19 protein-coding genes are annotated in these 21,674 nt (G+C 31.5%); all 19 read left to right on the plus strand.

Features of this window, described 5'->3' with window-relative positions; all coding sequences use genetic code 11:
- Nucleotides 1–10 precede the first annotated feature (10 nt).
- The 19 genes from FDY99_RS16570 to rfbA all read left to right on the plus strand — a co-directional run bounded on the left by FDY99_RS16570 (nucleotide 11) and on the right by rfbA (nucleotide 21,641).
- Nucleotides 11–1,966 carry a polysaccharide biosynthesis protein gene (locus FDY99_RS16570; protein ID WP_139422900.1) on the plus strand — a complete coding sequence of 652 codons (1,956 nt, stop codon included), beginning with the start codon at nucleotides 11–13 and terminating at the stop codon, nucleotides 1,964–1,966.
- A 195-nt stretch (nucleotides 1,967–2,161) separates the two neighbouring features.
- Entirely contained in the window at nucleotides 2,162–2,890 is a 729-nt protein-coding gene (locus FDY99_RS16575) for a polysaccharide biosynthesis/export family protein (protein ID WP_228448825.1), read from the plus strand.
- A gap of 21 nt (nucleotides 2,891–2,911) precedes the next feature.
- Nucleotides 2,912–5,290 carry a GumC family protein gene (locus FDY99_RS16580; protein WP_185148739.1) on the plus strand — a complete coding sequence of 793 codons (2,379 nt, stop codon included), beginning with the start codon at nucleotides 2,912–2,914 and terminating at the stop codon, nucleotides 5,288–5,290.
- A gap of 103 nt (nucleotides 5,291–5,393) precedes the next feature.
- Nucleotides 5,394–6,698 (plus strand): nucleotide sugar dehydrogenase, encoded by a 1,305-nt coding sequence (locus FDY99_RS16585; RefSeq protein ID WP_139422902.1) that lies wholly within the window; start codon nucleotides 5,394–5,396, stop codon nucleotides 6,696–6,698.
- A gap of 15 nt (nucleotides 6,699–6,713) precedes the next feature.
- Nucleotides 6,714–7,829 carry a non-hydrolyzing UDP-N-acetylglucosamine 2-epimerase gene (gene wecB, locus FDY99_RS16590; RefSeq protein ID WP_139423841.1) on the plus strand — a complete coding sequence of 372 codons (1,116 nt, stop codon included), beginning with the start codon at nucleotides 6,714–6,716 and terminating at the stop codon, nucleotides 7,827–7,829.
- A gap of 11 nt (nucleotides 7,830–7,840) precedes the next feature.
- The gene (locus tag FDY99_RS16595) at nucleotides 7,841–9,139 is read left to right on the plus strand and encodes an oligosaccharide flippase family protein (RefSeq protein WP_139422903.1); all 1,299 of its coding nucleotides are present in this window, start codon (nucleotides 7,841–7,843) and stop codon (nucleotides 9,137–9,139) included.
- The gene (locus tag FDY99_RS16600) at nucleotides 9,140–10,249 is read left to right on the plus strand and encodes a glycosyltransferase family 4 protein (protein WP_139422904.1); all 1,110 of its coding nucleotides are present in this window, start codon (nucleotides 9,140–9,142) and stop codon (nucleotides 10,247–10,249) included.
- Complete coding sequence (locus FDY99_RS16605) at nucleotides 10,246–10,971, plus strand: glycosyltransferase family 2 protein (RefSeq protein ID WP_139422905.1); 726 nt, start codon at nucleotides 10,246–10,248, stop codon at nucleotides 10,969–10,971. Before FDY99_RS16600 ends, FDY99_RS16605 begins: the two co-directional genes overlap by 4 nt.
- Nucleotides 10,964–12,184 carry a hypothetical protein gene (locus tag FDY99_RS16610; protein WP_139422906.1) on the plus strand — a complete coding sequence of 407 codons (1,221 nt, stop codon included), beginning with the start codon at nucleotides 10,964–10,966 and terminating at the stop codon, nucleotides 12,182–12,184. Before FDY99_RS16605 ends, FDY99_RS16610 begins: the two co-directional genes overlap by 8 nt.
- Before the next feature lie 6 nt (nucleotides 12,185–12,190).
- Nucleotides 12,191–13,894, plus strand: coding sequence for a glycosyl hydrolase family 28-related protein (locus FDY99_RS16615; protein WP_139422907.1), 1,704 nt, complete (start codon nucleotides 12,191–12,193; stop codon nucleotides 13,892–13,894).
- A 31-nt stretch (nucleotides 13,895–13,925) separates the two neighbouring features.
- A complete protein-coding gene (locus tag FDY99_RS16620) occupies nucleotides 13,926–15,062 on the plus strand; it encodes an N-acetyl sugar amidotransferase (RefSeq protein WP_139422908.1) in 1,137 nt (378 codons plus the stop codon).
- Nucleotides 15,059–15,670, plus strand: a complete 612-nt coding sequence (gene hisH, locus FDY99_RS16625) for an imidazole glycerol phosphate synthase subunit HisH (RefSeq protein WP_139422909.1) — start codon at nucleotides 15,059–15,061, stop codon at nucleotides 15,668–15,670. The genes FDY99_RS16620 and hisH overlap by 4 nt, the downstream gene beginning before the upstream one ends.
- Nucleotides 15,671–15,673: 3 nt before the next feature.
- Complete coding sequence (locus tag FDY99_RS16630; protein ID WP_139422910.1) at nucleotides 15,674–16,438, plus strand: AglZ/HisF2 family acetamidino modification protein; 765 nt, start codon at nucleotides 15,674–15,676, stop codon at nucleotides 16,436–16,438.
- 2 nt (nucleotides 16,439–16,440) lie between these two features.
- Nucleotides 16,441–17,475 (plus strand): polysaccharide biosynthesis protein, encoded by a 1,035-nt coding sequence (locus FDY99_RS16635; protein ID WP_139422911.1) that lies wholly within the window; start codon nucleotides 16,441–16,443, stop codon nucleotides 17,473–17,475.
- 34 nt (nucleotides 17,476–17,509) lie between these two features.
- The gene (locus FDY99_RS16640; protein WP_139423842.1) at nucleotides 17,510–17,914 is read left to right on the plus strand and encodes a WxcM-like domain-containing protein; all 405 of its coding nucleotides are present in this window, start codon (nucleotides 17,510–17,512) and stop codon (nucleotides 17,912–17,914) included.
- Nucleotides 17,915–17,974: 60 nt separating this feature from the next.
- Nucleotides 17,975–19,093: a polysaccharide biosynthesis C-terminal domain-containing protein gene (locus FDY99_RS16645; protein ID WP_139422912.1), complete on the plus strand. Its 1,119-nt coding sequence runs from the start codon at nucleotides 17,975–17,977 to the stop codon at nucleotides 19,091–19,093.
- Between the two features lie 25 nt (nucleotides 19,094–19,118).
- The gene (rfbB, locus tag FDY99_RS16650) at nucleotides 19,119–20,201 is read left to right on the plus strand and encodes a dTDP-glucose 4,6-dehydratase (RefSeq protein ID WP_139422913.1); all 1,083 of its coding nucleotides are present in this window, start codon (nucleotides 19,119–19,121) and stop codon (nucleotides 20,199–20,201) included.
- Nucleotide 20,202: 1 nt separating this feature from the next.
- A complete protein-coding gene (gene rfbC, locus FDY99_RS16655; RefSeq protein ID WP_139422914.1) occupies nucleotides 20,203–20,754 on the plus strand; it encodes a dTDP-4-dehydrorhamnose 3,5-epimerase in 552 nt (183 codons plus the stop codon).
- 23 nt (nucleotides 20,755–20,777) lie between these two features.
- Complete coding sequence (gene rfbA / locus FDY99_RS16660; protein ID WP_139422915.1) at nucleotides 20,778–21,641, plus strand: glucose-1-phosphate thymidylyltransferase RfbA; 864 nt, start codon at nucleotides 20,778–20,780, stop codon at nucleotides 21,639–21,641.
- The last annotated feature ends 33 nt before the right edge of the window (nucleotides 21,642–21,674 follow it).

The raw sequence follows: 21,674 nt of genomic DNA on the forward strand, positions 1-21,674 counted from the left end.
AAAATGTTGAATGAAAAAGCTTACTGATGCTTTTACTGCCTTATATAATGGGGATAATATTGTGAAACTCACAGAGCTAAGATATATACCGAGATGGATAGTTATTTTTATAGACTTTTTTATAGTCTTAACATCCATACTTATTTCTTACTTCTTCTTAGAAAAACTCAAGGTTACAATCAATTTTCCTGATTATCTGATTCAGCAGGAATTACTTCTTATTGCTATTAATATCTTCTTTATGTTTGTATTTAAAACATATGCTGGTATTATCAGACACTCTACTTTTTTTGATTTTTTTAAAATTGTTTTGTCTTCAGGAAGTACTTTAATTGTTATGCTGACGATTAACGTAGGCAGTGAGTTTTTTTTAGGAAAATCACTTTATCTATATCCTATTCTATTTCTTTATTTTTTTATCTCTGTTTCCATTATGTTTTTCTTCAGAATGGTGACCAAACAGTTTTTTAATATTCTTATTGACTTCAAAGGTTCATCATCAAAGATTAAAGTTGCGGTGGTTGGTGTAGGTGATGCGTCAGTTTCTTTGGCAAGAGCAATCCTTCACAACCCTAATTATCCTTATCGCTTAGAGGGGTTTATTACAAAGAGATCAGATTCGAACAAGGCAATTTTATTAGGACATAAAATTTATAATATTGATTATTTTTTTAAAAATAAACATCTAATCAACCAGTTTGATGCTCTTTTGATTATCAAAGAAATCATGTCAAAACGCGAGCTCGAAGAATGGATGACACTGGCATTGGATCATGAATTGAAAGTTTTAAAAGCTCCAACATTGAGTAAGATGCGTGATTCTGACTTAGTAGGAGGAATTCGTCAGCTTCAAATTGAGGATTTATTAAACCGTAGACCTATTAAAATTGAAAATGAAGAGGTTAAGAAAAGACATTTTAATAAAAATGTTTTAGTTACAGGTGGTGCGGGTTCTATCGGTAGCGAAATCGTGCGTCAGGTAGCTCAATTTAGTCCTTCGCTGATTGTTGTTCTTGATCAGGCGGAATCTCCTTTGTATGAATTGGAACTCGAATTGCTTGAAAAGTTTCCTGAGCAGAAATTTAAATTTGTCTTGGCGGATATTTCCAACTCTCACAGACTTGAAAAAGTATTTGAACTCCATCAGTTTTCAATGGTTTATCATGCCGCTGCTTACAAGCACGTTCCTTTAATAGAAGAAAATCCGCATGAGGCCATTTTTGTGAATGTACTAGGTACCAAGAACGTAGCCCTGCTTTCCAAGAAATATAATGCAAACCGTTTTGTAATGGTTTCTACAGATAAAGCAGTAAATCCGACTAATGTAATGGGTGCTTCTAAGAGAACAGCTGAACTTTTTGTACAGTCATTACAGAATTCAGAAGGGAACACAACAAAATTCATTACTACACGTTTTGGAAATGTATTAGGTTCTAATGGTTCGGTAATTCCACATTTTAGAAAACAAATTGAGAAAGGAGGCCCGGTTACGATTACACATCCAGACATTATCAGATACTTTATGACAATTCCTGAAGCTTGTGAATTAGTTCTTCAAGCAGGAACCATGGGGGCTGGTGGTGAAATTTATGTTTTTGATATGGGTGAGCCTGTCAAGATTTTGGATTTAGCGAAAAGAATGATTAAACTATCTGGTTTTACACCGGATGTAGATATAAAAATTAAATTCATAGGTTTAAGACCAGGTGAGAAATTGTATGAAGAATTATTAAGTAATAATGCAACTACAATTCCGACTCATCATCAGAAGATTATGATATCCAAAGATCCTGTGATTAGCTTTGATGAAATTGAAATTTTATGTAAACAAATTATCAGATCTGCGGTTAAAAGAGATAAGCTACAGGTGGTGAGACTTTTGAAAGATATTGTACCGGAGTTTATAAGTAATAATTCAGAGTTCGAAGTATTAGATAAGAAAGACCTGACAGATATATCAATTTAATTGTAAAAATAATTACCTGTTGTTAAGCATTATTAACAGCTAATTTTCAATATAATCCTCAACAAATTTTGTTTGAGAAATAATAATCCTATTTTTGTGAAAAAATTATCAGAAATGATCTTAAAAAAATATTTTATTTACGGCGTTCTTAGTTTAACTATATTTTCTTGTGCACCAAGACAAGAAATTAATTACATGCAAGACATAGAGAGTTTGGCGCTAGATAATTCCATTAAAAACAGCAGAAGTACCTTGCAACCAGGTGACCAGTTAATTATCACTGTAACCGCTAAAGATATGGATGTAGTGAAGCCATTTAACCAAAGCTATTCTTCTAGTTCAACAATAACGCAGTATTCTAATCCTAGTTCAAATAATCTTCCTCAGCAAATACCGGTCTCCGGACCTACTTATATTGTGGATACAGACGGAAATATTATATTTCCGCAAATTGGTATTGTAAGCGCAAAAAATGAGAATTTGGAAACAATGAGAACCAAGTTAACAAATCTTATTTCAGAATATGTGAAAAATCCGGTGGTAGAAATGAAATTGATTAACTTCAAAGTTTCTGTTTTAGGAGAAGTTACAAGACCAGGTACATACGTTATTCCAGATGGTAGTACTACATTATTAGGAGCTCTGGGTTTAGCAGGTGATTTAACACCCTTTGGAATCAGAACAAATGTTTTAATTGTTAGAAATACAGACGGCCAGATTACTAAAGAAAGAGTAGATTTAACGAGTGCGCAGTTCATTAATTCTCCATATTATTATTTAAAACAAAATGATATGGTTTATGTACAGCCTAATGCTAACAGAGAAAAATCTGCTAGGGTAGATCCTAATACAGGATTGTATATTTCTATAGCATCGGTTATAGCATCTTTAGCCATTGGTATTTTGGCATTGGTGAAAAATTAATAATAAGAATTATTCTTTATAGTGGACTATAATCAAACACAAGATAAGGCTCAGGAAGAGTCTTTAAATATCAGAGAAATCATAAAACCTTACATCCATCGTTGGCATTGGTTTATTATAGGTGCAATTGTTGCCGTCATTGTCGCATGGTTTTTTTTAAGATATAGCATTCCTGTATATAGTACAGAATCAACTTTATTAATAAAAGAGGTTAAAAAATCAACATCTGGTCAGTCAGAAATGTCTGTTATTTCCGAATTGGGGGGAATTGGCGGTATGGGAACCAATTCTGTGGACAATGAAATTGAGATTTTAAGATCTAAGAAACTAATGTTTTCTGTAGTGAAAGAATTAGCATTGGAAACCAATATTTATTCTAAAGGAAAAATAAAAGAAACAGAACTATATAAAGAAACCTCTCCCTTTCTTGTAAGAATTATCAGTGAAAAGAAAAAGGCTAAGTATCCCCCAAAAGACGTTATTGCTAAAATAAAAGGTAATAAGATTATAATTGAATCTGAAAGTTTCAAGAAAGAGATCCAGACTGATTTCAATAAAACGATTACGATGCCTTTTGGCGTAGTAATGTTTCAGAAGAATTCAGATTACAAACCTAAAGCTTCAGATAAACCAGCCGAAGAGTTTAGATTGCAATTTATGTCCGGAATGGACAGAACTAGATATTATTTATCTAAGCTCAATGTAAGTTTGATTCAAAAAGAAGCTACAGTTCTTAAAATTGCAATTACGGATCCTGTTCCTGATAAAGCAGTAGACATCCTTGATAAATTAGCAGTAAATTACAATAGAGAAGCTATTCTAGATAAAAATTCAGAAGCACAAAAAACAGCAAGCTTTATTGATGAGCGTATTAATATTATCAGCAAAGAATTAGGAACGGTAGAATCTCAAAAAGAAGATTTTAAACTTCGTAATAATATTGCGGATATACAGACTGAAGCTGAACTATCTTTAGAGACAGCAATGAGCAGCCGTCAAAAACAGCTTGAAAATGAGTCTCAGCTTGAGTTAGTTAATAGCTTACTTAGCTCTATTAACAGACAAGGAACTTATCAGGTTTTACCACTTAATGTAGGGCTTGCAGACGGAAATATTACTTCAAATATTGCAGTATTTAATCAATTGGTAATTGATAGAAACAGGTTGCTTGAAAACTCCACAACATCTAACCCTGTTGTACAGGATATTACTAATCAAATCAACAGCATGAGAAATTCTGTAGTTCAAAGTTTACAGAAAAGTAGATCAGCGCTGCAGATTTCGAAAAACACCATTCTTGGTGAACAAAACAGATTATCTGGTAGAATTTCTAAAATTCCTGTGCAGGAAAAATTATTTAGAAGTATTGAGAGACAACAAACTATTAAAGAGCAGCTTTATCTTTTATTATTACAAAAAAGAGAGGAAGCAGCTATTTCATTAAAAATTACTGCTCCGAAAGCAAGAATTGTAGATGATGCTTTAACGAATCCTATTCCTGTTTCTCCAAAGAAAATGATTATTTATCTTGGAGCTTTGATTATAGGTTTATTGATTCCTTTTGCTATAATTTACTTATTGGAATTGTTTAATAATAAAGTTAAGACTAAGCAAGAGCTTGAAAAATTGGTTGACGGAACAACGGTAATTGGAGAATTGCCTTCGTTACAAAAAGGAGATCCTGAAATTGTACAGTTAAATGATTTATCGCCTTTAGCTGAAGCTTTCAGAATTTTAATTACGAATATAAACTTTATGTTGCCTAAGAATAAAAAGGGGAACGTTATTTTTGTAACCTCTACGGTAAAAGGTGAAGGAAAGACGTTTACTTCGGTAAACTTAGCACTAACCTTGGCTACACCACGTAAGAAAGTAATTATCATTGGTTCTGATATTAGAAATCCACAGTTACAGAGATATAATGAGAGTAGAAGAGGTTTAGTTGGGTTGTCAGAATTTATGTATGATGATCAGATGGGTATCTCTGAAATTATTCATCCAACATCATTTAATCCTTACTGTGATGTAATTTATTCTGGTGCGATTACACCAAATCCTACAGAATTGCTATCCAATGGAAGGTATCAGGAATTAATAGAAGTACTTAAACCCATGTATGATTACATATTATTGGACACAGCACCATTAATGTTGGTAACAGATTCTTTCTTAATTGCTGACGTGGCAGATGTTACAGTTTATGTAACAAGATCTGGCTATACAGAAAAAGAATTGGTAGGATTTATCAATAAGCAGATTAGGGATAAGAAAATCAAGAATGTTGGATTGGTATTGAATGATGTAAACAAAATTCATAGTGGCTACGGATATGGGAAATATGGCTACGGTTATACTGTAGATGCCCAAAAAACTTGGTGGGAAAAACTATTAAGAAGATAAGTATCGTCGAAAATTTAAAATATTTTGGAATTTCTGATATGTAATATTGTTAATCTCTTTGATAAGTAATTTAAATTGGCAACTGTTTTAATGATGATTAATAATGAATAATAGAGAGCATAAAATTGCAGTAATAGGTTTAGGGTATGTTGGGTTACCTTTAGCAAGATTATTTGCCACTAAATTTCCTGTCATAGGTTTTGATATTAATGAAAAAAGAATTGCTGATTTAAAGAATGGAGCTGATACTACTTTAGAATTGAAGGATGAAATTTTGCAAGCTGTTTTGCTTCAGGAAAATCCTTTGAATGAAAATATTGCAAAAGGATTATTCTGTTCTGCAGACAATAATGATCTTCAGAATGCCAATGTTTATATTGTTACCGTACCGACTCCAGTAGATAAACATAACCGTCCTGATTTAACTCCATTATATAAATCAAGTGAGACAGTAGCTAAAGTTCTAAAGAAAAATGATATTGTTATCTATGAATCTACTGTTTATCCTGGTGTTACTGAAGAAGAGTGTGTTCCTGTTTTAGAAAAAGTTTCAGGATTAAAATATAATGAAGATTTTTTTGTAGGATATTCACCTGAAAGAATTAATCCCGGCGATAAAGAACATACAGTAGATAAGATATTAAAGGTTACATCAGGTTCTACTCCAGAAATAGGAAAAGTGGTGGATGATTTGTATAAATCTGTAATAACTGCAGGAACTCATTTGGCTCCTACGATAAAGGTGGCTGAAGCATCAAAAGTAATTGAAAACTCTCAACGTGACCTCAATATTGCTTTTATGAACGAATTGGCAAAGATTTTTTCATTAATGGATATTGATACCCATGATGTTTTAGAAGCTGCAGGTACAAAATGGAATTTTCTGAAATTTAAACCAGGCCTTGTAGGTGGTCATTGTATTGGTGTTGATCCTTTCTATTTAGCTCAAAAGGCACAAGAAATTGGATATTATTCAGAATTAATTTTAGCCGCCAGAAGATTAAATGATTCTATGGGAGCATTTGTTGCCTCACAGGTTGTAAAATTGATGATTAAAAGTGATATCAAAATTAAAGGTTCTAAAATATTGAATTTAGGAATTACTTTTAAAGAAAACTGTCCGGACATTAGAAATTCTAAGGCAATTGATGTAATTGCAAATTTACAAGAATATGGAGCAGAAGTTACAGTTTTTGATCCTTGGGCAAATTCGATTGAAGTTAATGAGGAATATGGATTAATTTGTGAATCTGAGCTTAATGACTCTCAAAAATTCGACGCAATAATCTTAACAGTCGCACATGACGAGTTTTTAAATGAAGATTTAAATTGTTATCTAAAAGAAAATTCTGTGATTTACGATGTGAAAGGAGTTTTAAAAAAAAATAAAGTAAGTAAAAGATTATAAATTAAATTAATTGTGATAACAAAACATCTTATTATATTTGGAACAAGACCTGAGGCTATCAAGATGGCACCATTGATTAAGGAGTTCAAAAAACATCCTCAATTCGATGTAAAAGTTTGTGTAACTGCTCAACATAGGGAAATGCTAGATCAGGTTTTAGAATTTTTTGAAATAGTACCGGATTATGATTTAAATTTGATGAAGGCTAATCAAAATTTATATACATTAACTGCAGATATTATTTCAGAACTAAAAACAGTTTTAGATAATTTTAAACCAGATTTTGTATATGTACATGGTGATACAACGACAACAATGGCAGCAGGTCTTGCAGCTTTTTATTCAGGTGCTAAAATATGTCATATTGAAGCAGGTCTAAGAACACATGATAAAAGGTCTCCATTTCCTGAAGAAATGAATCGTCAGGTTACAGGTCGACTTGCTGATTATCATTTTGCTCCAACTTTACAATCTAAAGATAATTTGTTAAAAGAAAATATTGATGTTGATAATATTGTGGTTACTGGAAACACTGTTATCGATGCTTTACTAGAAAGTGCTCAGAAAGTAAATAACCTAAATAATCCCAATATTGAGTTTCTTAAAGATATTATAAATGAAAACAAAAAACTCATTCTGGTAACAGGGCATAGAAGAGAAAATCACGGACAGGGTTTTATTGATATTTGTGAAGCATTAAAAGAGATTGCAATGCAAAACCCAGATATTCAAATTATTTATCCTGTACATCTTAATCCAAATGTAAAAGGACCAGTTTATGAAATCTTATCAGATATTAATAATATTATATTGATAGATCCTTTATCTTATCCATCATTTGTATGGTTAATGAATAGGGCATATATAATTATAACAGATTCGGGTGGTGTACAAGAGGAGGCTCCGAGTTTGGGGAAACCTGTCTTGGTAATGCGTAATACGACAGAGCGCCCTGAAGCGGTAGATGCAGGAACTGTAATTCTAGTGGGAACTGATAGAAATAAAATTATTTATGAAGTTAATGATTTATTAGCAAATGAAATAAGATATAATGCCATGAGTGAGTTACACAATCCTTACGGTGATGGAAAAGCTTGTGAGCGTATTGTTAATTTCATTAATTCTTTATAATCAATCATTTAATGGATATTAATGCAAAGTTTAAAAGCATTTTATCTTCTGATATTAACAAGAAGATATTTTCTCATAGTATATGGATATTGTTAGGAAATACTATATCTAAATTCACACTTCTTGTAGCTACTATTCTAATGGCTCGATATTTAGGTAAAAGTGAATATGGGCAGTTTGGAATCATTAAGTCAACTATTTTAATGTTTGCGATGTTTGCAGGATTGGAATTGGGTATAACTGCGACAAAGTATATTTCTGAATATAGATTAAAAGATAAAATAAAAGTAGAGAAAATCGTAGGATTGTCAAATTTATTTGCAATATTAATTAGCATTACAATCTCTTTGTTAGTTTATCTTTTTTCTAAAAACATTGCGGTACAAATCAATGCACCCAATCTATATAAAGAAATTCAGATAAGTTCATTTGTTTTGTTTTTTTCATCTCTAAATGGCATACAAAACGGAATATTAGCAGGAATAGAAAAATTTAAGCAATTGTCTATAAACAATGCTATTGCTGGATTTTTATCATCAATATTTTTAGTAATTGCTGCAAAATATTTTGGATTATATGTTGTTGTGATTGCTTTTGGTACCAATTTTTTATTGTTATTTATATTGAATTTTATTACATTAAGAAAATGTTTTTATTCAAGTTTTAATATTGCAATTTTTAATAAAGATAATTTTTCAGAGTTAGAAGTTTTATGGAAGTTCAGCTTACCCGCAATTCTTGCAGGTTTACTTGTTGGGCCGGTGACTTGGTATTGTAATTATCTTTTAGTAAATCAGCAAGGAGGTTACGAACAAATGGCAAATTTTGATATCGCAAACCAATGGCGAAATACAATTTTATTTATACCATCAGCCTTGTCACAAATAGCACTGCCGATGCTTTCTTCAAATCTGGATGATAAATTGAAATATTCAAATATTTTTTATAAAAGTTTGAAAATAAATATATATTTAGCAACAATTTTGGGGCTAATTTTCATCATTGCATCGCCAATAATTCTTTTTGCTTATGGCAATAAGTATGAAGATGCACTATTTCCATTGATTATAATGTTTGTAACAACCTCTCTAATTGCAATCAATAATGTAATTGGACAAGCAATAGCCAGTCAAAATAAGATGTGGTTTGGATTTAAAGTTAATCTTTTATGGGCTTTAGCTCTTGTCAGTCTCTCATATTTGTTTATAGTCGTATTCAAATATGGAGCTATCGGTATTTCAATGGCATATTTAATAAGTTATATTATACATACTGTCGTACAATTCATATTCATTAAAAAAAAATTATAAATGAAAGTTGCATATTGCATTAGAGCTGACTGGGATTCTCCCACAAATAAAGGAGGAGATACAACTCAACTTCTAAAAACGATGAAGAATGTTATGCGTTATTCTGATGATGTTATGTGTGATGTTTTAACAAATCCGGAAATGTTAGATAATAGTTATGACATAGCTCATATATTTAATTTTGCAACTTTAGATATTTCTACGCGTTTCTTCGATAAAGCAAAATCTGTAAATGTTAAAATTGCATTTTCAACAATATTTTGGGATTATTCGTATGGATATCATATGATTAGTAAGTATTTTGATTTAAATGTGTTTAAAAAAATTGATAGGTTATTGTTTTTAACATTAGGTAAAATGATTAATTTACCTATAGTTCTATCGACAAAATTCAAAAATCAGATTTTAAAATTTCTTGAAGGTTCAGATGTTTTATTGCCTAACTCCATTGAAGAATATTATAAAATTTGTGACTTTGTTGACATAAATCCATCAAAATATATTAATAAGGTTTCAGTAGTATTTAATGCTGCAGATATTAGTGAAAATATTTTTATGGAAAAGAATGAGTTTTTGAAAAAGTATAAATTACCGGATAAACCTTATGTTTTACAAGTTGGAAGAATTCAACTGATCAAAGGGCAGCTAACTACGTTAAAAGCTTTGTATAAAATGGATATTCCTATTGTTTTTGTCGGTTTTGTAGCAGAAGTTGATTACTTTAATAAAATCAAAAAGATTGCACAAAAAAGAGGGAATGTTTATTTTGTAGACTATGTTGAAAATACAGAAGTAAGCAATTTTTATAAACATGCAGCTTTACATATCTTACCTTCATTACGTGAATCTCCAGGATTAGTAAGTTTAGAGGCATTATTAAATGGATGTAAAGTTGTGACATCCAATGATAAATATCTGCCTTTTAATAGTTATTTCAATGATATTGCAACAGCAATTGATCCCGTAGATTTTGTGTCTATTGAAAGAGGTGTTGAGAAAGAACTAAACATGAGTAGAGATTTTGATAAAATTAAAAATTTGATTTTAAATGAATTTAGTTGGAACAAAGTTGGGATTGATACATTTAATGCTTATAAAAAAATATTATGATTTCAGTTTGTTTAGCATGTTATAATGGTGAGTCTTATATAAAAAAGCAAATAGATTCGATATTGCCCCAACTCAATCCTACAGACGAATTACTAATATCTGATGATGGAAGTAGTGACGGGACATTGGAGATTTTAAAACACTATAATGATAAAAGGATCACCATTTATCATAATAGATTTAAAAACCATATAAAGAATTTTGAATTTCTATTAAACAAAGTAGAAGGAGATTTTATATTTTTGTCTGATCAGGATGATATTTGGGTGAATAATAAAGTGGAAATTATGTTAGAGAACTTAAAGAATTTTGATTTGGTTCTTAGTGATTGTACACTTATAAATGGTGAAGACGAAGTGATTGTAGAATCTCTTTTTGGAGATAAAATACCAACGGCTGGTTTTGCAAAAAATTTTTATAAGAATATATATACTGGCTGTTGTATGGCTTTTAATAAGAAAATTAAAAATTTGTCGCTTCCATTTCCAGAGAAGATAAACTCGCATGACATGTGGATAGGAATGGTTTCTGAGCTTAGAGGTAATGTAAAAGTTTTAGATGACAAACTTATACTGTTTAGGAGACATGGTAAAAATTTTTCTGCATCTGTAAGTGATGATACTTTTTTATCTAAGAAAAGTCCTTATTCAATGTTAGATATTTTGAAACATAGAATTTATATGGGTAGTAAATTAATCAAGGTCTTATTTAAACATGATTAAAAAGAATAAAAAAAAATATCTTAATTATTTCTTCTTTATTTTTTTTCTTATTCTTTCTTTGACAAGTTTACCTAGCAAGGAAGAGGGTTCAGGAGGAACTACAATTCACTATTTAATAATTATAGCATTTTTAGTACTGTCCGTTGCTAAATATGGTATTAAATCACTTTTTCTAAAGAAGATAAATTACAATTATATAGATTTGATACCATTATTTTTTTTATCAGTTTGGTTATATGGTGTTTTTGTAGGTTTACTTAATAATGTTCCTGAGAAATATGTATTTAGGAACTTTGGAGGTATGGTTTTTTATTTAATCTTCTATTTTTTTTACATAATAAAATTAAATCTTTTCTCCATAATTAGAAGTGTGATATTCAGTGCTATTATTGGTATACCTATTATTTTCTACATTACTTATTTAGCGCTAACAAGTGGTGATATAAGTGCAGTCGGTGGGGAAAGAGTTGTTTTTTGTTTTTTACAAATGATAATATTCATACCATTTGTTTTAATATTTGGTAATATTTTTTTTCCTATTCAAGACTTAAAAAAAGAATTGATTTTCAAAAATAGTTTAGCTTTATTGATACTTGCAACCTTGTGCTATTTTACAAGTGTTATTATTTCTTTTTCTAAAGGAATGATTCTTGCCTCATTCCTTGTAATGTTTTTGATTTTTGTTTTCAGAGTGTTCAAAGGTTTGAGTTTTAAAATATTTATTCGTATTACGGGAATAGTATTTCTCATTACTTTCCTTTTAATTTACTTCGACCTATTCAGTATTTTACAAGAGCTTTTTAGTAATAAAGAGGTTTCAAATGCCACCCGTTCTATACAGTCTGTATATTTAATAGATGATTTAACTTTTTTTGGAAGAGGGTTAGGAAGTGGTTTAACAAATGTATCTTATACTAGGGCTGATGACGCACCGTATGGTTTTGAACTTACTTATTTAAATCTAATGCACAAATTTGGTTTCATGAGTGTGATTCTTTTTGCGATCTATATATACACATTTATAAAAATATTTAGATTATTTGGCAAATCTGCAATCAGTAATTTCTCTGGACTTCTTTGTTTGGGACTAATGGCATATGTTTTTCCTTCTATAGGAAATCCTTTTTTATTAGCTCCGTTAGCTATAGTTTGCCACTGCTTAACTCTTTATATATTAAAACTTAATGATAATAATCGCTTATCAATAAACTGATTTTCCATGAAAATTTTTAGTATATTATTCATCTTTTCTTCTATTTTATTTTCTGCACAGGAAATAGTAACTTTTAACGATCAATTTACTGGTGAAATTGTAAGTTTCAAAAGAACTTTAATGTGGGAAAATAGAATTCCCATCACGGATAAATTAGTAGATAATATTATATATAAAAAAAATAACGGAAAATATTACAAACGAAATTTTTCAGGACCAATAAACATAAAATGGTTTAATGCCAAGGGTGATGGTGTTACTGATGATACCGAGTTTTTTCTTCATGCAATCAAAACTCTTAAAACATTTAATGGAGGTGTTTTATATATACCTAAAGGTCAGTACAAGATTTCAAAGACTCTAAATGTAGATTTTGATAATTTTTTTATACAAGGAGAAGGATCTAAAAATACCGTTTTATTAATACACCATAATGGTGTAGGAATTAATTATAAGAGTAAAGTTGCGGACTTGTCTACTGCAAGATTCAATCTGTCTAATATTGCACTAGTGAATAAAATAAATAGACAATCAATACCAGCATCAGATATGGTTGGAACTGGCATCTATTGTAAAGAAATGCATTCATCAGATTGGAAAGATGTCTACATTGAAAATTTTTTAGATGCTCTTATCTTAGATGACTCATATCTAAATATAATTATTAATTATTTTGCACAATCTAATTGGAGAGGTATTAAAACTATAGGAGGATCCAATGGCAATACATTTTACAATGGAGCACAAAGAAATTCATCATTAGATCTTCGTGGCATTACCTCTGAAAAGAATTTATTTATTAATATGGATATCGAGCCCGCAAGTAATACTCAGTTTGTTGGTAATAATAATACATTTCAAAATTGTAGGTTTGAAAGATTTAATTTGTTAAGCAAAGTGTACGATAGACCTTGGTTTGTATTAGGGTCAGATAACAAATTCACAAAATGTGATTGGTATTGGAATTTCGAAGACGAGCCAAAAGATTATATGATGATTGTTGAAGGAAATGGAAATGAAATTGAAATCTCAAAAACTACAACCACTGCAAAACTTATACTTTTAAAAAAAACTTCATCAAATAATTTGCTAAAATATACGGGAGAATTCAATGATTTAGAAATAACGGGAAGTGTGAGACTTTCAGCTAATCTAATACAAGACTTAGGAAAAAATAATCAAATAATTTATTCAAACTCATATGGAGTCATTGAATATTTAGGGTCTTTATCCTTTACATACAGAGGTGAATATACAAATTATTTAAAAAAAAAATGGATAGAAAATGCAGATGTTAATATGCAAACATTAAGTTGGGTAGCAAGTAATATAAGTAGTCCATTAGGTTTCTCAAAAGACTTTGCAAAAAGAATTACAGTTTTAAATGATAAATATGTTAGAAGGATGAAACTAGAAAACTCACAAACTGCTGATGGAAAAACAAAGTTTGCAGCAAGTGCATGGGTATTCATTCCAAAAGATTTTAAAGGGAAGTATATTGCAATATCTATTGTAGAAGGACAATATATATCTTTAGATGTAACTGATGAAAATAGAGAGAAATGGTTGAGAGTATATGGTTTTGCTTTACCACAGTCAGGCGCTAAGGTTCAATTTTGTATAGATACAGATGCTTTAAAAGGAAATGAATTTTATATAGCATTACCCTCATTGTCGAGTGATTTAGGTGCAATAGCAATATATAAATAATAAATACATTAAAAAAATACTTAATACACAGATGAAAAAACACCAAATTTGGACTCAAACAGTCATGGACACTACCGATCCCAACATTGTTTTCAATGAACGTGGTGAAAGTGACTATTACACCAATTTTATTGAGAGAATAGTTCCTGAATGGAAATTTGGAAAAAATCGTCTTGACGAACTTATGAAATTTGCATCGAAAGTTTCTGAAGAAGGTAAAAATAAGGATTTCGATTGTATTATCGGTCTTAGTGGCGGTTTAGATAGCTCATACTGTGTATATATTACTACCCAAATTATGGGATTGCGCCCTTTAATATATCATGTAGATGCAGGTTGGAATACTGAACAAGCTGTTTCAAATATTGAAAAATTAGTTACAAAATTAAATCTTGAGCTTTACACCGATGTTATTAATTGGAATGAGATGAAAGACTTGCAACGTGCATTTTTCCAAGCTCAGATTGCCGAACAAGATGGGCCTCAAGACATAGCCTTTTTTTCCAGTTTATATAAATTTGCGAGAGAAAACAGAGTAAAGTACGTTTTCACAGGTGCTAATTATAGTATAGAATGTTGTAGAGAACCTGAAGAGTGGGGTGCATATCCTGGGATTGACAAAACTTTGATTTTAGATATTCATAAAAAATTTGGAAAACGCAAACTTTCCACATTTCCTATTGTAGATATTTTTATTTACAAAGTTTATTACAAATATTTCGGAGGAATGAAGGTTTTTCATCCTCTAAATTATGTTTCTTACATCAAAAAAGATGCAGAAAGACTCCTCTCCGAAAAATTCGGTTGGGAACCATTTCAACATAAGCATCATGAATCTCGTTTTACACGTTTTATAGAAGATTTTTGGCTGCCCAAAAAATTTGGATTTGATAAAAGAAAAGCCCATTTTTCTAGCCTAATTCTTACAGGACAACTTACAAGAGATGAGGCTCTGCAACGTATTTCTAAACCAGAATTAGATGAGCAGATGCAGTTAAACGAAAAGACTTATATAGCTCAAAAATTAGATTTTCTTGAAAATGAACTTAATAACCTATTTCATGGTACAAATAAGACGTATAAGGATTATAAATCTAAACGAAGATTAATTGGTTTAGGAATAAGTTTTATGAGAAATTTTGGATTGGAAAAAAAACTTTTCAGATGATAACTATCTTAAATTACGGGGTCGGAAATATTCAAACTTTTATAAATATTTATAAGAAATTGGGAATATCATGTAATATTGCTAAAGATGAAGGCCAACTTAAAAAAGCAGAAAAAATAATACTTCCTGGGGTTGGTCATTTTGATTTTGCAATGAAAAAGCTACAAGAATCTGGAATGGTTGAATCTTTAAACCTTTTAGTATTAGATTCTAAGCTACCTATCCTTGGTGTTTGTGTAGGTATGCAGATGATGACAACTAGTAGTGAAGAAGGTGAGCGTCGTGGTTTAGATTGGGTTTCAGGGGAAGTTTTGAAAATGAAAAATAATGCTAAAGAGAGATCATATGTACTACCACATTTGGGCTGGAACACTATAAATATAATTAAGGAGTCACCAGTGTTAAACAATTTGGATGAGAAAGATTTTTATTTTCTGCATTCCTATTATGTAAAATGTAGCAATGTAGAGAATAGTATAGCTACAACTTCTTACGGAGAAGAATTTACCTCTGTAATACAAAAAGATAATATTTTTGGTATTCAATGTTATCCTGAAAAAAGTCATCAGGCGGGTATTCAGTTTCTAGAAAATTTCGCAAAAATTTAAACTATGTTGAAGCCACGCTTAATACCTAGTTTATTGATTGAAGATGGGTTATTAGTAAAAACAATCAACTTTAAATCACCAAAATATGTAGGAGATCCTATCAATACGGTGAAAATTTTCAACGAAAAGCAAGTTGATGAACTTTGTGTTTTTGATATAAGCGCAACAAAACTAAATATAGAACCAAACTATCAATTAATTCAAGATATTGCTTCTCAGTCAAATATGCCAATTTGCTACGGTGGAGGAATAAAAACTTCAGAGCAAGCATTGAAAATTTTCAAACTGGGAATAGAAAAAATTGCTTTGGGAAGCGTTCTATTTACCAACTTAGATATTATTGATGAGATAGCAGCTCAAGTAGGAAGTCAAAGTGTTGTTGTTGTTTTAGATGTTAGAAAGCGTCTGATTGGCGGATATGACTTATATTTGCAAAATGGGACTGTAAATACAAAAATAGATTTGATTGCTTTTCTAAAAAAAATTGATTCATATCCATATGGTGAGCTCATCATCAATTCAATTGATAGAGATGGAACATTTAAAGGATATGATTTTGATCTGGCTCGAAAAATATATAATTACGTATCAAGACCTATAACTATTTTAGGGGGAGCAAGCTCATTAGATGATATAAAGAGTCTTTTTAAAGAATTTAGAATTATTGGAGCTGCTGCAGGTAGCTTATTTATATTCAAAGGAAAATATAAAGCGGTACTCATCAATTATCCAAGTAAAGAAGATAAAGAAAAATTAATTACAAAATAATTATGCAAATTCAAAATAAAACACTTTTGATAACAGGTGGTACTGGTTCATTTGGAACAGCTGTTCTCAACAGGTTTCTACAAACCGACCATTTCAAAGAAATCCGTATTTTTTCTCGTGATGAAAAAAAGCAGGATGATATGAGAAACCTATACAAAAACGATAAAATAAAATACTATATCGGTGATGTACGTGATTTTTCAAGTATTGAACCCGCAACAAGAGGGGTTGATTATATCTTTCACGCTGCTGCTTTGAAACAAGTTCCATCTTGTGAGTTTTTCCCGATGCAGGCTGTAAAAACCAATGTTGAAGGAACACAAAACGTAATTCGTGCAGCTGCGGCTAATAAAGTACAGAAAGTAATCTGTTTGTCAACGGACAAAGCAGCATATCCAATTAATGCAATGGGAATCTCTAAAGCGATGATGGAAAAAGTTGCGGTTGCAGAATCAAGAAACCTTACAGAAACCGTAGTTTGCTTAACCAGATACGGAAATGTAATGGCTTCTAGAGGTTCAGTAATTCCGTTGTTTTTAAATCAGATTCAAAAAGGAGAACCAATTACAATTACCGACCCCAATATGTCGAGGTTTTTCATGTCATTGGAAGATGCAGTAGATTTGGTTTTATTTGCTTTTGAACATGCAAATCCGGGAGACTTGTTTGTTAATAAAGCTCCAGCAGGAAGCATTGGCGATTTGGCTAAAGCTTTAATTGAATTAACAGGAAAAGAGGTTCCTGTAAAAGTAATCGGAACACGTCATGGCGAAAAATTGTACGAAACACTTTGCACTCGTGAAGAAATGGTGAAAGCTGAAGATATGGGAGATTTTTATCGTGTTCCTGCAGATAACAGAGATTTGAATTACGCACAATATTTCTCTGAAGGAGAAGAGGAAGTTGCTCAAATTGAAGATTACCATTCACACAATACCGAGCAGCAAGGAGTTGAAGGTTTAAAAAAATTGATTTCTACTTTGCCTTTAATTCGCAAAGAAGTTTTCGGAGAAGACGTGATGCAGTATCCTTATTAAAAGGTTATATTAAAAAGGTAAAAGTAAAAGAGTGATGATTTTAGAAGGTAGAAAACATAGTGATGAGCGCGGAATTATTACTTCTAATAACGATTTTGATGCTTCAATCATAAAAAGAATCTATACCATAGAAAATCATTCAAATGAATTTATTCGTGGTTGGCAAGGTCACAAAATTGAACAAAGATGGTTTGCCTGCATGAAAGGAAGCTTTGAAATTTCTGTTATTGAGGTTGATGATTTTACAAATCCTTCAAAAGATTTAACAATTCAGAAATATGTTTTGACAGATGATGTCTTAACTTACCTCCATATTCCTTCGGGTTGCATTACAGCAATTCAATCCAAAGAACAAGGGAGTAAAATGTTGATTTTAGCCGATTATGGTTTGGGAGAAATCAATGATGAATACAGATATAATTTATATTATTTTAAATAAAAATTTTAGATGTTGGTGGACAGAAATTATCTGAATACCAATTCAATAAACTACACATAAATGAAAAAAGTCGGAATTACCGGTCAGAATGGTTTTGTTGGAAAACATTTGTACAATACTTTAGGATTGTTTCCTGAAGAGTTTCAAAGAATTGACTTTAGTAAGGATTATTTTGAAAATGATAATCTTTTGGACCAGTTTATCGCTCAGTGCGATGTAATCATACATCTAGCAGCAATGAATCGCCACGAGAATGAGCAGTTTATCTACGAAACGAATGTAGGGCTGGCTCAGAAATTAGTCGATTCCTTGAAAAGAACCGGTTCAACGGCACATGTAATGATTTCGTCTTCTACTCAGGAAGAAAGAGATAATCTTTATGGTAGATCAAAGAAAGAAAGTAGAGAATCTTTAGCAAATTGGGCAGAAGAAAATGATGGTAAGATAACAGGGTTAATAATTCCAAACGTATTTGGCGCTTTTGGAAAACCTTTTTACAATTCTTTCATTGCTACATTTTGTCATCAATTGATGAACGATGAAACACCTACTATCGAAAATGATGGGGAGGTGAAATTAATTTACGTTCAGGAATTGGTTGACATGATGATTGATGAAGTCAGAAGAGGCAACAGCAAACCCGAATTCTTAATACATGCTACTGCAACTAAAAAAGTTTCAGAGGTTTTGGAATTATTGAATGATTATAAAGCTAAATATTTTGACGGCGGAAAAATTCCCGCAATCAGAGATTCATTTGAACATAATTTATTTAATACTTACAGATCTTATATTGATTATAAAACATATTTTCCTGTCAAATTTACTCAGCATAAAGATCCTCGTGGAGCTTTTGTAGAAGTAATCAGATTGGGTATTGGTGGGCAATGTTCATTCTCAACCACCGTGCCCGATATTACACGTGGAAATCACTATCATACAAGAAAAATCGAAAGATTTGCAGTAATAAAAGGGAAAGCTTTAATCCAATTAAGAAAGATAGATACCGACGAGGTTCTAGATTTTTATCTTGACGGAGACGAGCCTGCGTATGTAGATATGCCGATTTGGTACACCCACAACATTAAAAATATAGGAGAAGAAGAATTGTACACTATTTTCTGGATTAATGAAGCCTTTAACCCTGAAAACGCAGACACATATTTTTTAGAAGTTTAACTTTGAAAAATATTATATAAATATTATGAAAAACATAATCATTACAGGCGGAGCAGGATTTATCGGCTCACATGTAGTCCGAGAATTTGTAAAGAACAATCCCGATTCTACCATCATTAATCTTGATGTTTTAACGTATGCGGGAAATCTTGAGAACTTAAAAGATATTGAAGACGAGCCCAATTATGTTTTCGAAAAAGCGGACATTACAAAACCTGAAGAATTAAGAAAGGTTTTTGAAAAATACGATCCGGATGCAGTTATACATTTAGCTGCAGAAAGCCATGTTGACAGAAGCATCACAGATCCGATGGCATTCATCAATACCAACGTTAATGGTACTGCGAATCTTCTTAATCTTTGCAAAGAATTCTGGACATTAAACCTAGATCACACGCATGGAAGATTCCCTAACGAAAAAAGAACGAATTTGTTTTATCATGTTTCCACGGACGAAGTGTATGGAAGCTTAGGTGAAACAGGATTTTTCTTAGAAACCACTGCTTACGATCCACAGTCACCATACTCTGCTTCAAAGGCAGCTTCGGATCATTTGGTAAGAGCTTATGGAAACACGTATGGAATGCCTTTTATCATATCAAACTGTTCAAACAACTACGGACCCAATCATTTCCCTGAGAAACTGATTCCACTTTGTATTTTTAATATCATCAATGAAAAACCATTGCCGATTTACGGTGACGGAAAATATACAAGAGACTGGTTATTCGTGATCGATCATGCAAAGGCAATTCACCAGATTTTCAATGAAGCTAAAACCGGAGAAACATACAACATCGGAGGTTTCAATGAGTGGCAAAATATTGATCTGGTAAAAGAACTGATCAAACAGATGGATGAAAAACTTGGAAATCCTGAAGGTCATTCAGAAAAACTGATTACATATGTAAAAGATAGACCTGGACACGACAAACGGTATGCGATCGATGCTAATAAACTGAGTAATGATTTAGGTTGGAAGCCTTCCGTAACTTTTGAACAGGGTTTAAGAAAAACCATTGATTGGTTCCTTGAAAATAAAGAATGGCTGGAAAATGTGACTTCCGGAGAATATCAGAAATACTACGACGGACAATACAATAATTAATATGAAAGCTACAGAAACAAAACTGCAAGGTTGTTTCATTTTGGAACCGACAATATTTGAAGATTCAAGAGGATATTTTTTTGAATCTTATAGTGAAAATAAATTGGAAAGTATTTTAGGATATAAACCTACATTTGTTCAGGATAATCAATCAAGCTCATCATACGGAGTGGTTAGAGGTTTGCATATGCAGGAAGGCAAATTTGCTCAGGCAAAATTGGTAAGAGTGATTGAGGGAACAGTGATAGATGTTGCCATTGATGTACGTCCAGGTTCATCTACTTTTGGACAGCATGTCGCTGTAGAACTTTCTGCAGAGAATAAAAAGCAATTATTTATACCAAGAGGATTTTTACATGGCTTTTCTGTAATATCAGAAACTGCAGTTTTTTTCTACAAGTGTGATAACGTTTATGATAAATCTTCTGAAAATGGAGTTTCTCCAACTGACGAAAATTTGGATATAGACTGGAATATACCAACAGATAAAATGATTATTTCAGATAAAGATCAGAAGGCCTCATCTTTTGAAGATTTCATCAAAAAAGTATAATAAATACTAACCACAAACTCTTTATGAAAGGAATAATATTAGCAGGAGGTTCAGGAACAAGGCTTTTTCCTCTTACCATTGCCGTCAGTAAACAATTGATGCCTGTATATGACAAACCGATGATTTATTATCCTCTATCTACTTTATTGTTGGCGGGTATCAAAGATATTTTAATTATTACCACTCCACACGATCAGGCTGGTTTTATTAAGCTTTTGGGCGACGGTTCACAGATTGGCTGCAACATTCAATATGTTGTACAGCCAAATCCAGACGGTTTAGCACAGGCATTTATTTTAGGAGATACATTTATAGGAGATGATTCTGCGGCTTTAGTTTTAGGAGATAATATCTTCTATGGATCTGAAATGGGAACTTTGCTTAAAAATAAAACCAATCCCAATGGTGGAGTTGTTTTTGCCTATCATGTAGCAGATCCTGAAAGATATGGTGTTGTGGAATTTGATGAAAACTTCAAGGCAAAATCAATCGAAGAAAAGCCGGAAAATCCTAAATCAAATTATGCAGTTCCTGGATTGTATTTTTATGATAATGATGTAGTGGAAATTGCTAAAAATATTCAGCAATCCCCAAGAGGCGAATTAGAAATCACAGATATCAACAATGTGTATTTAAGTAAAGATAAATTGGAAGTTGGAGTTTTAGATAGAGGCACAGCATGGTTAGACACTGGAACTTTTGATTCTCTTAATGATGCTTCAGAATTCGTAAGGGTTATTGAAAAAAGACAGGATTTCAAAATCGGATGCATTGAAGAAGTCGCTTTCAGAAACGGCTTCATTAATGAAGAAAAACTGCTCGAAACAGCTTCGAAGTATGGAAAAAGTGGATATGGTGAGTATCTAAAAAAGCTAGTTATAATTTAAATACTTGATAAAAAAGTTGATAGAAAAAAAATA

Origin of the sequence: Chryseobacterium mulctrae, from assembly GCF_006175945.1 — a bacterium.
GTDB lineage: Bacteria > Bacteroidota > Bacteroidia > Flavobacteriales > Weeksellaceae > Chryseobacterium > Chryseobacterium mulctrae.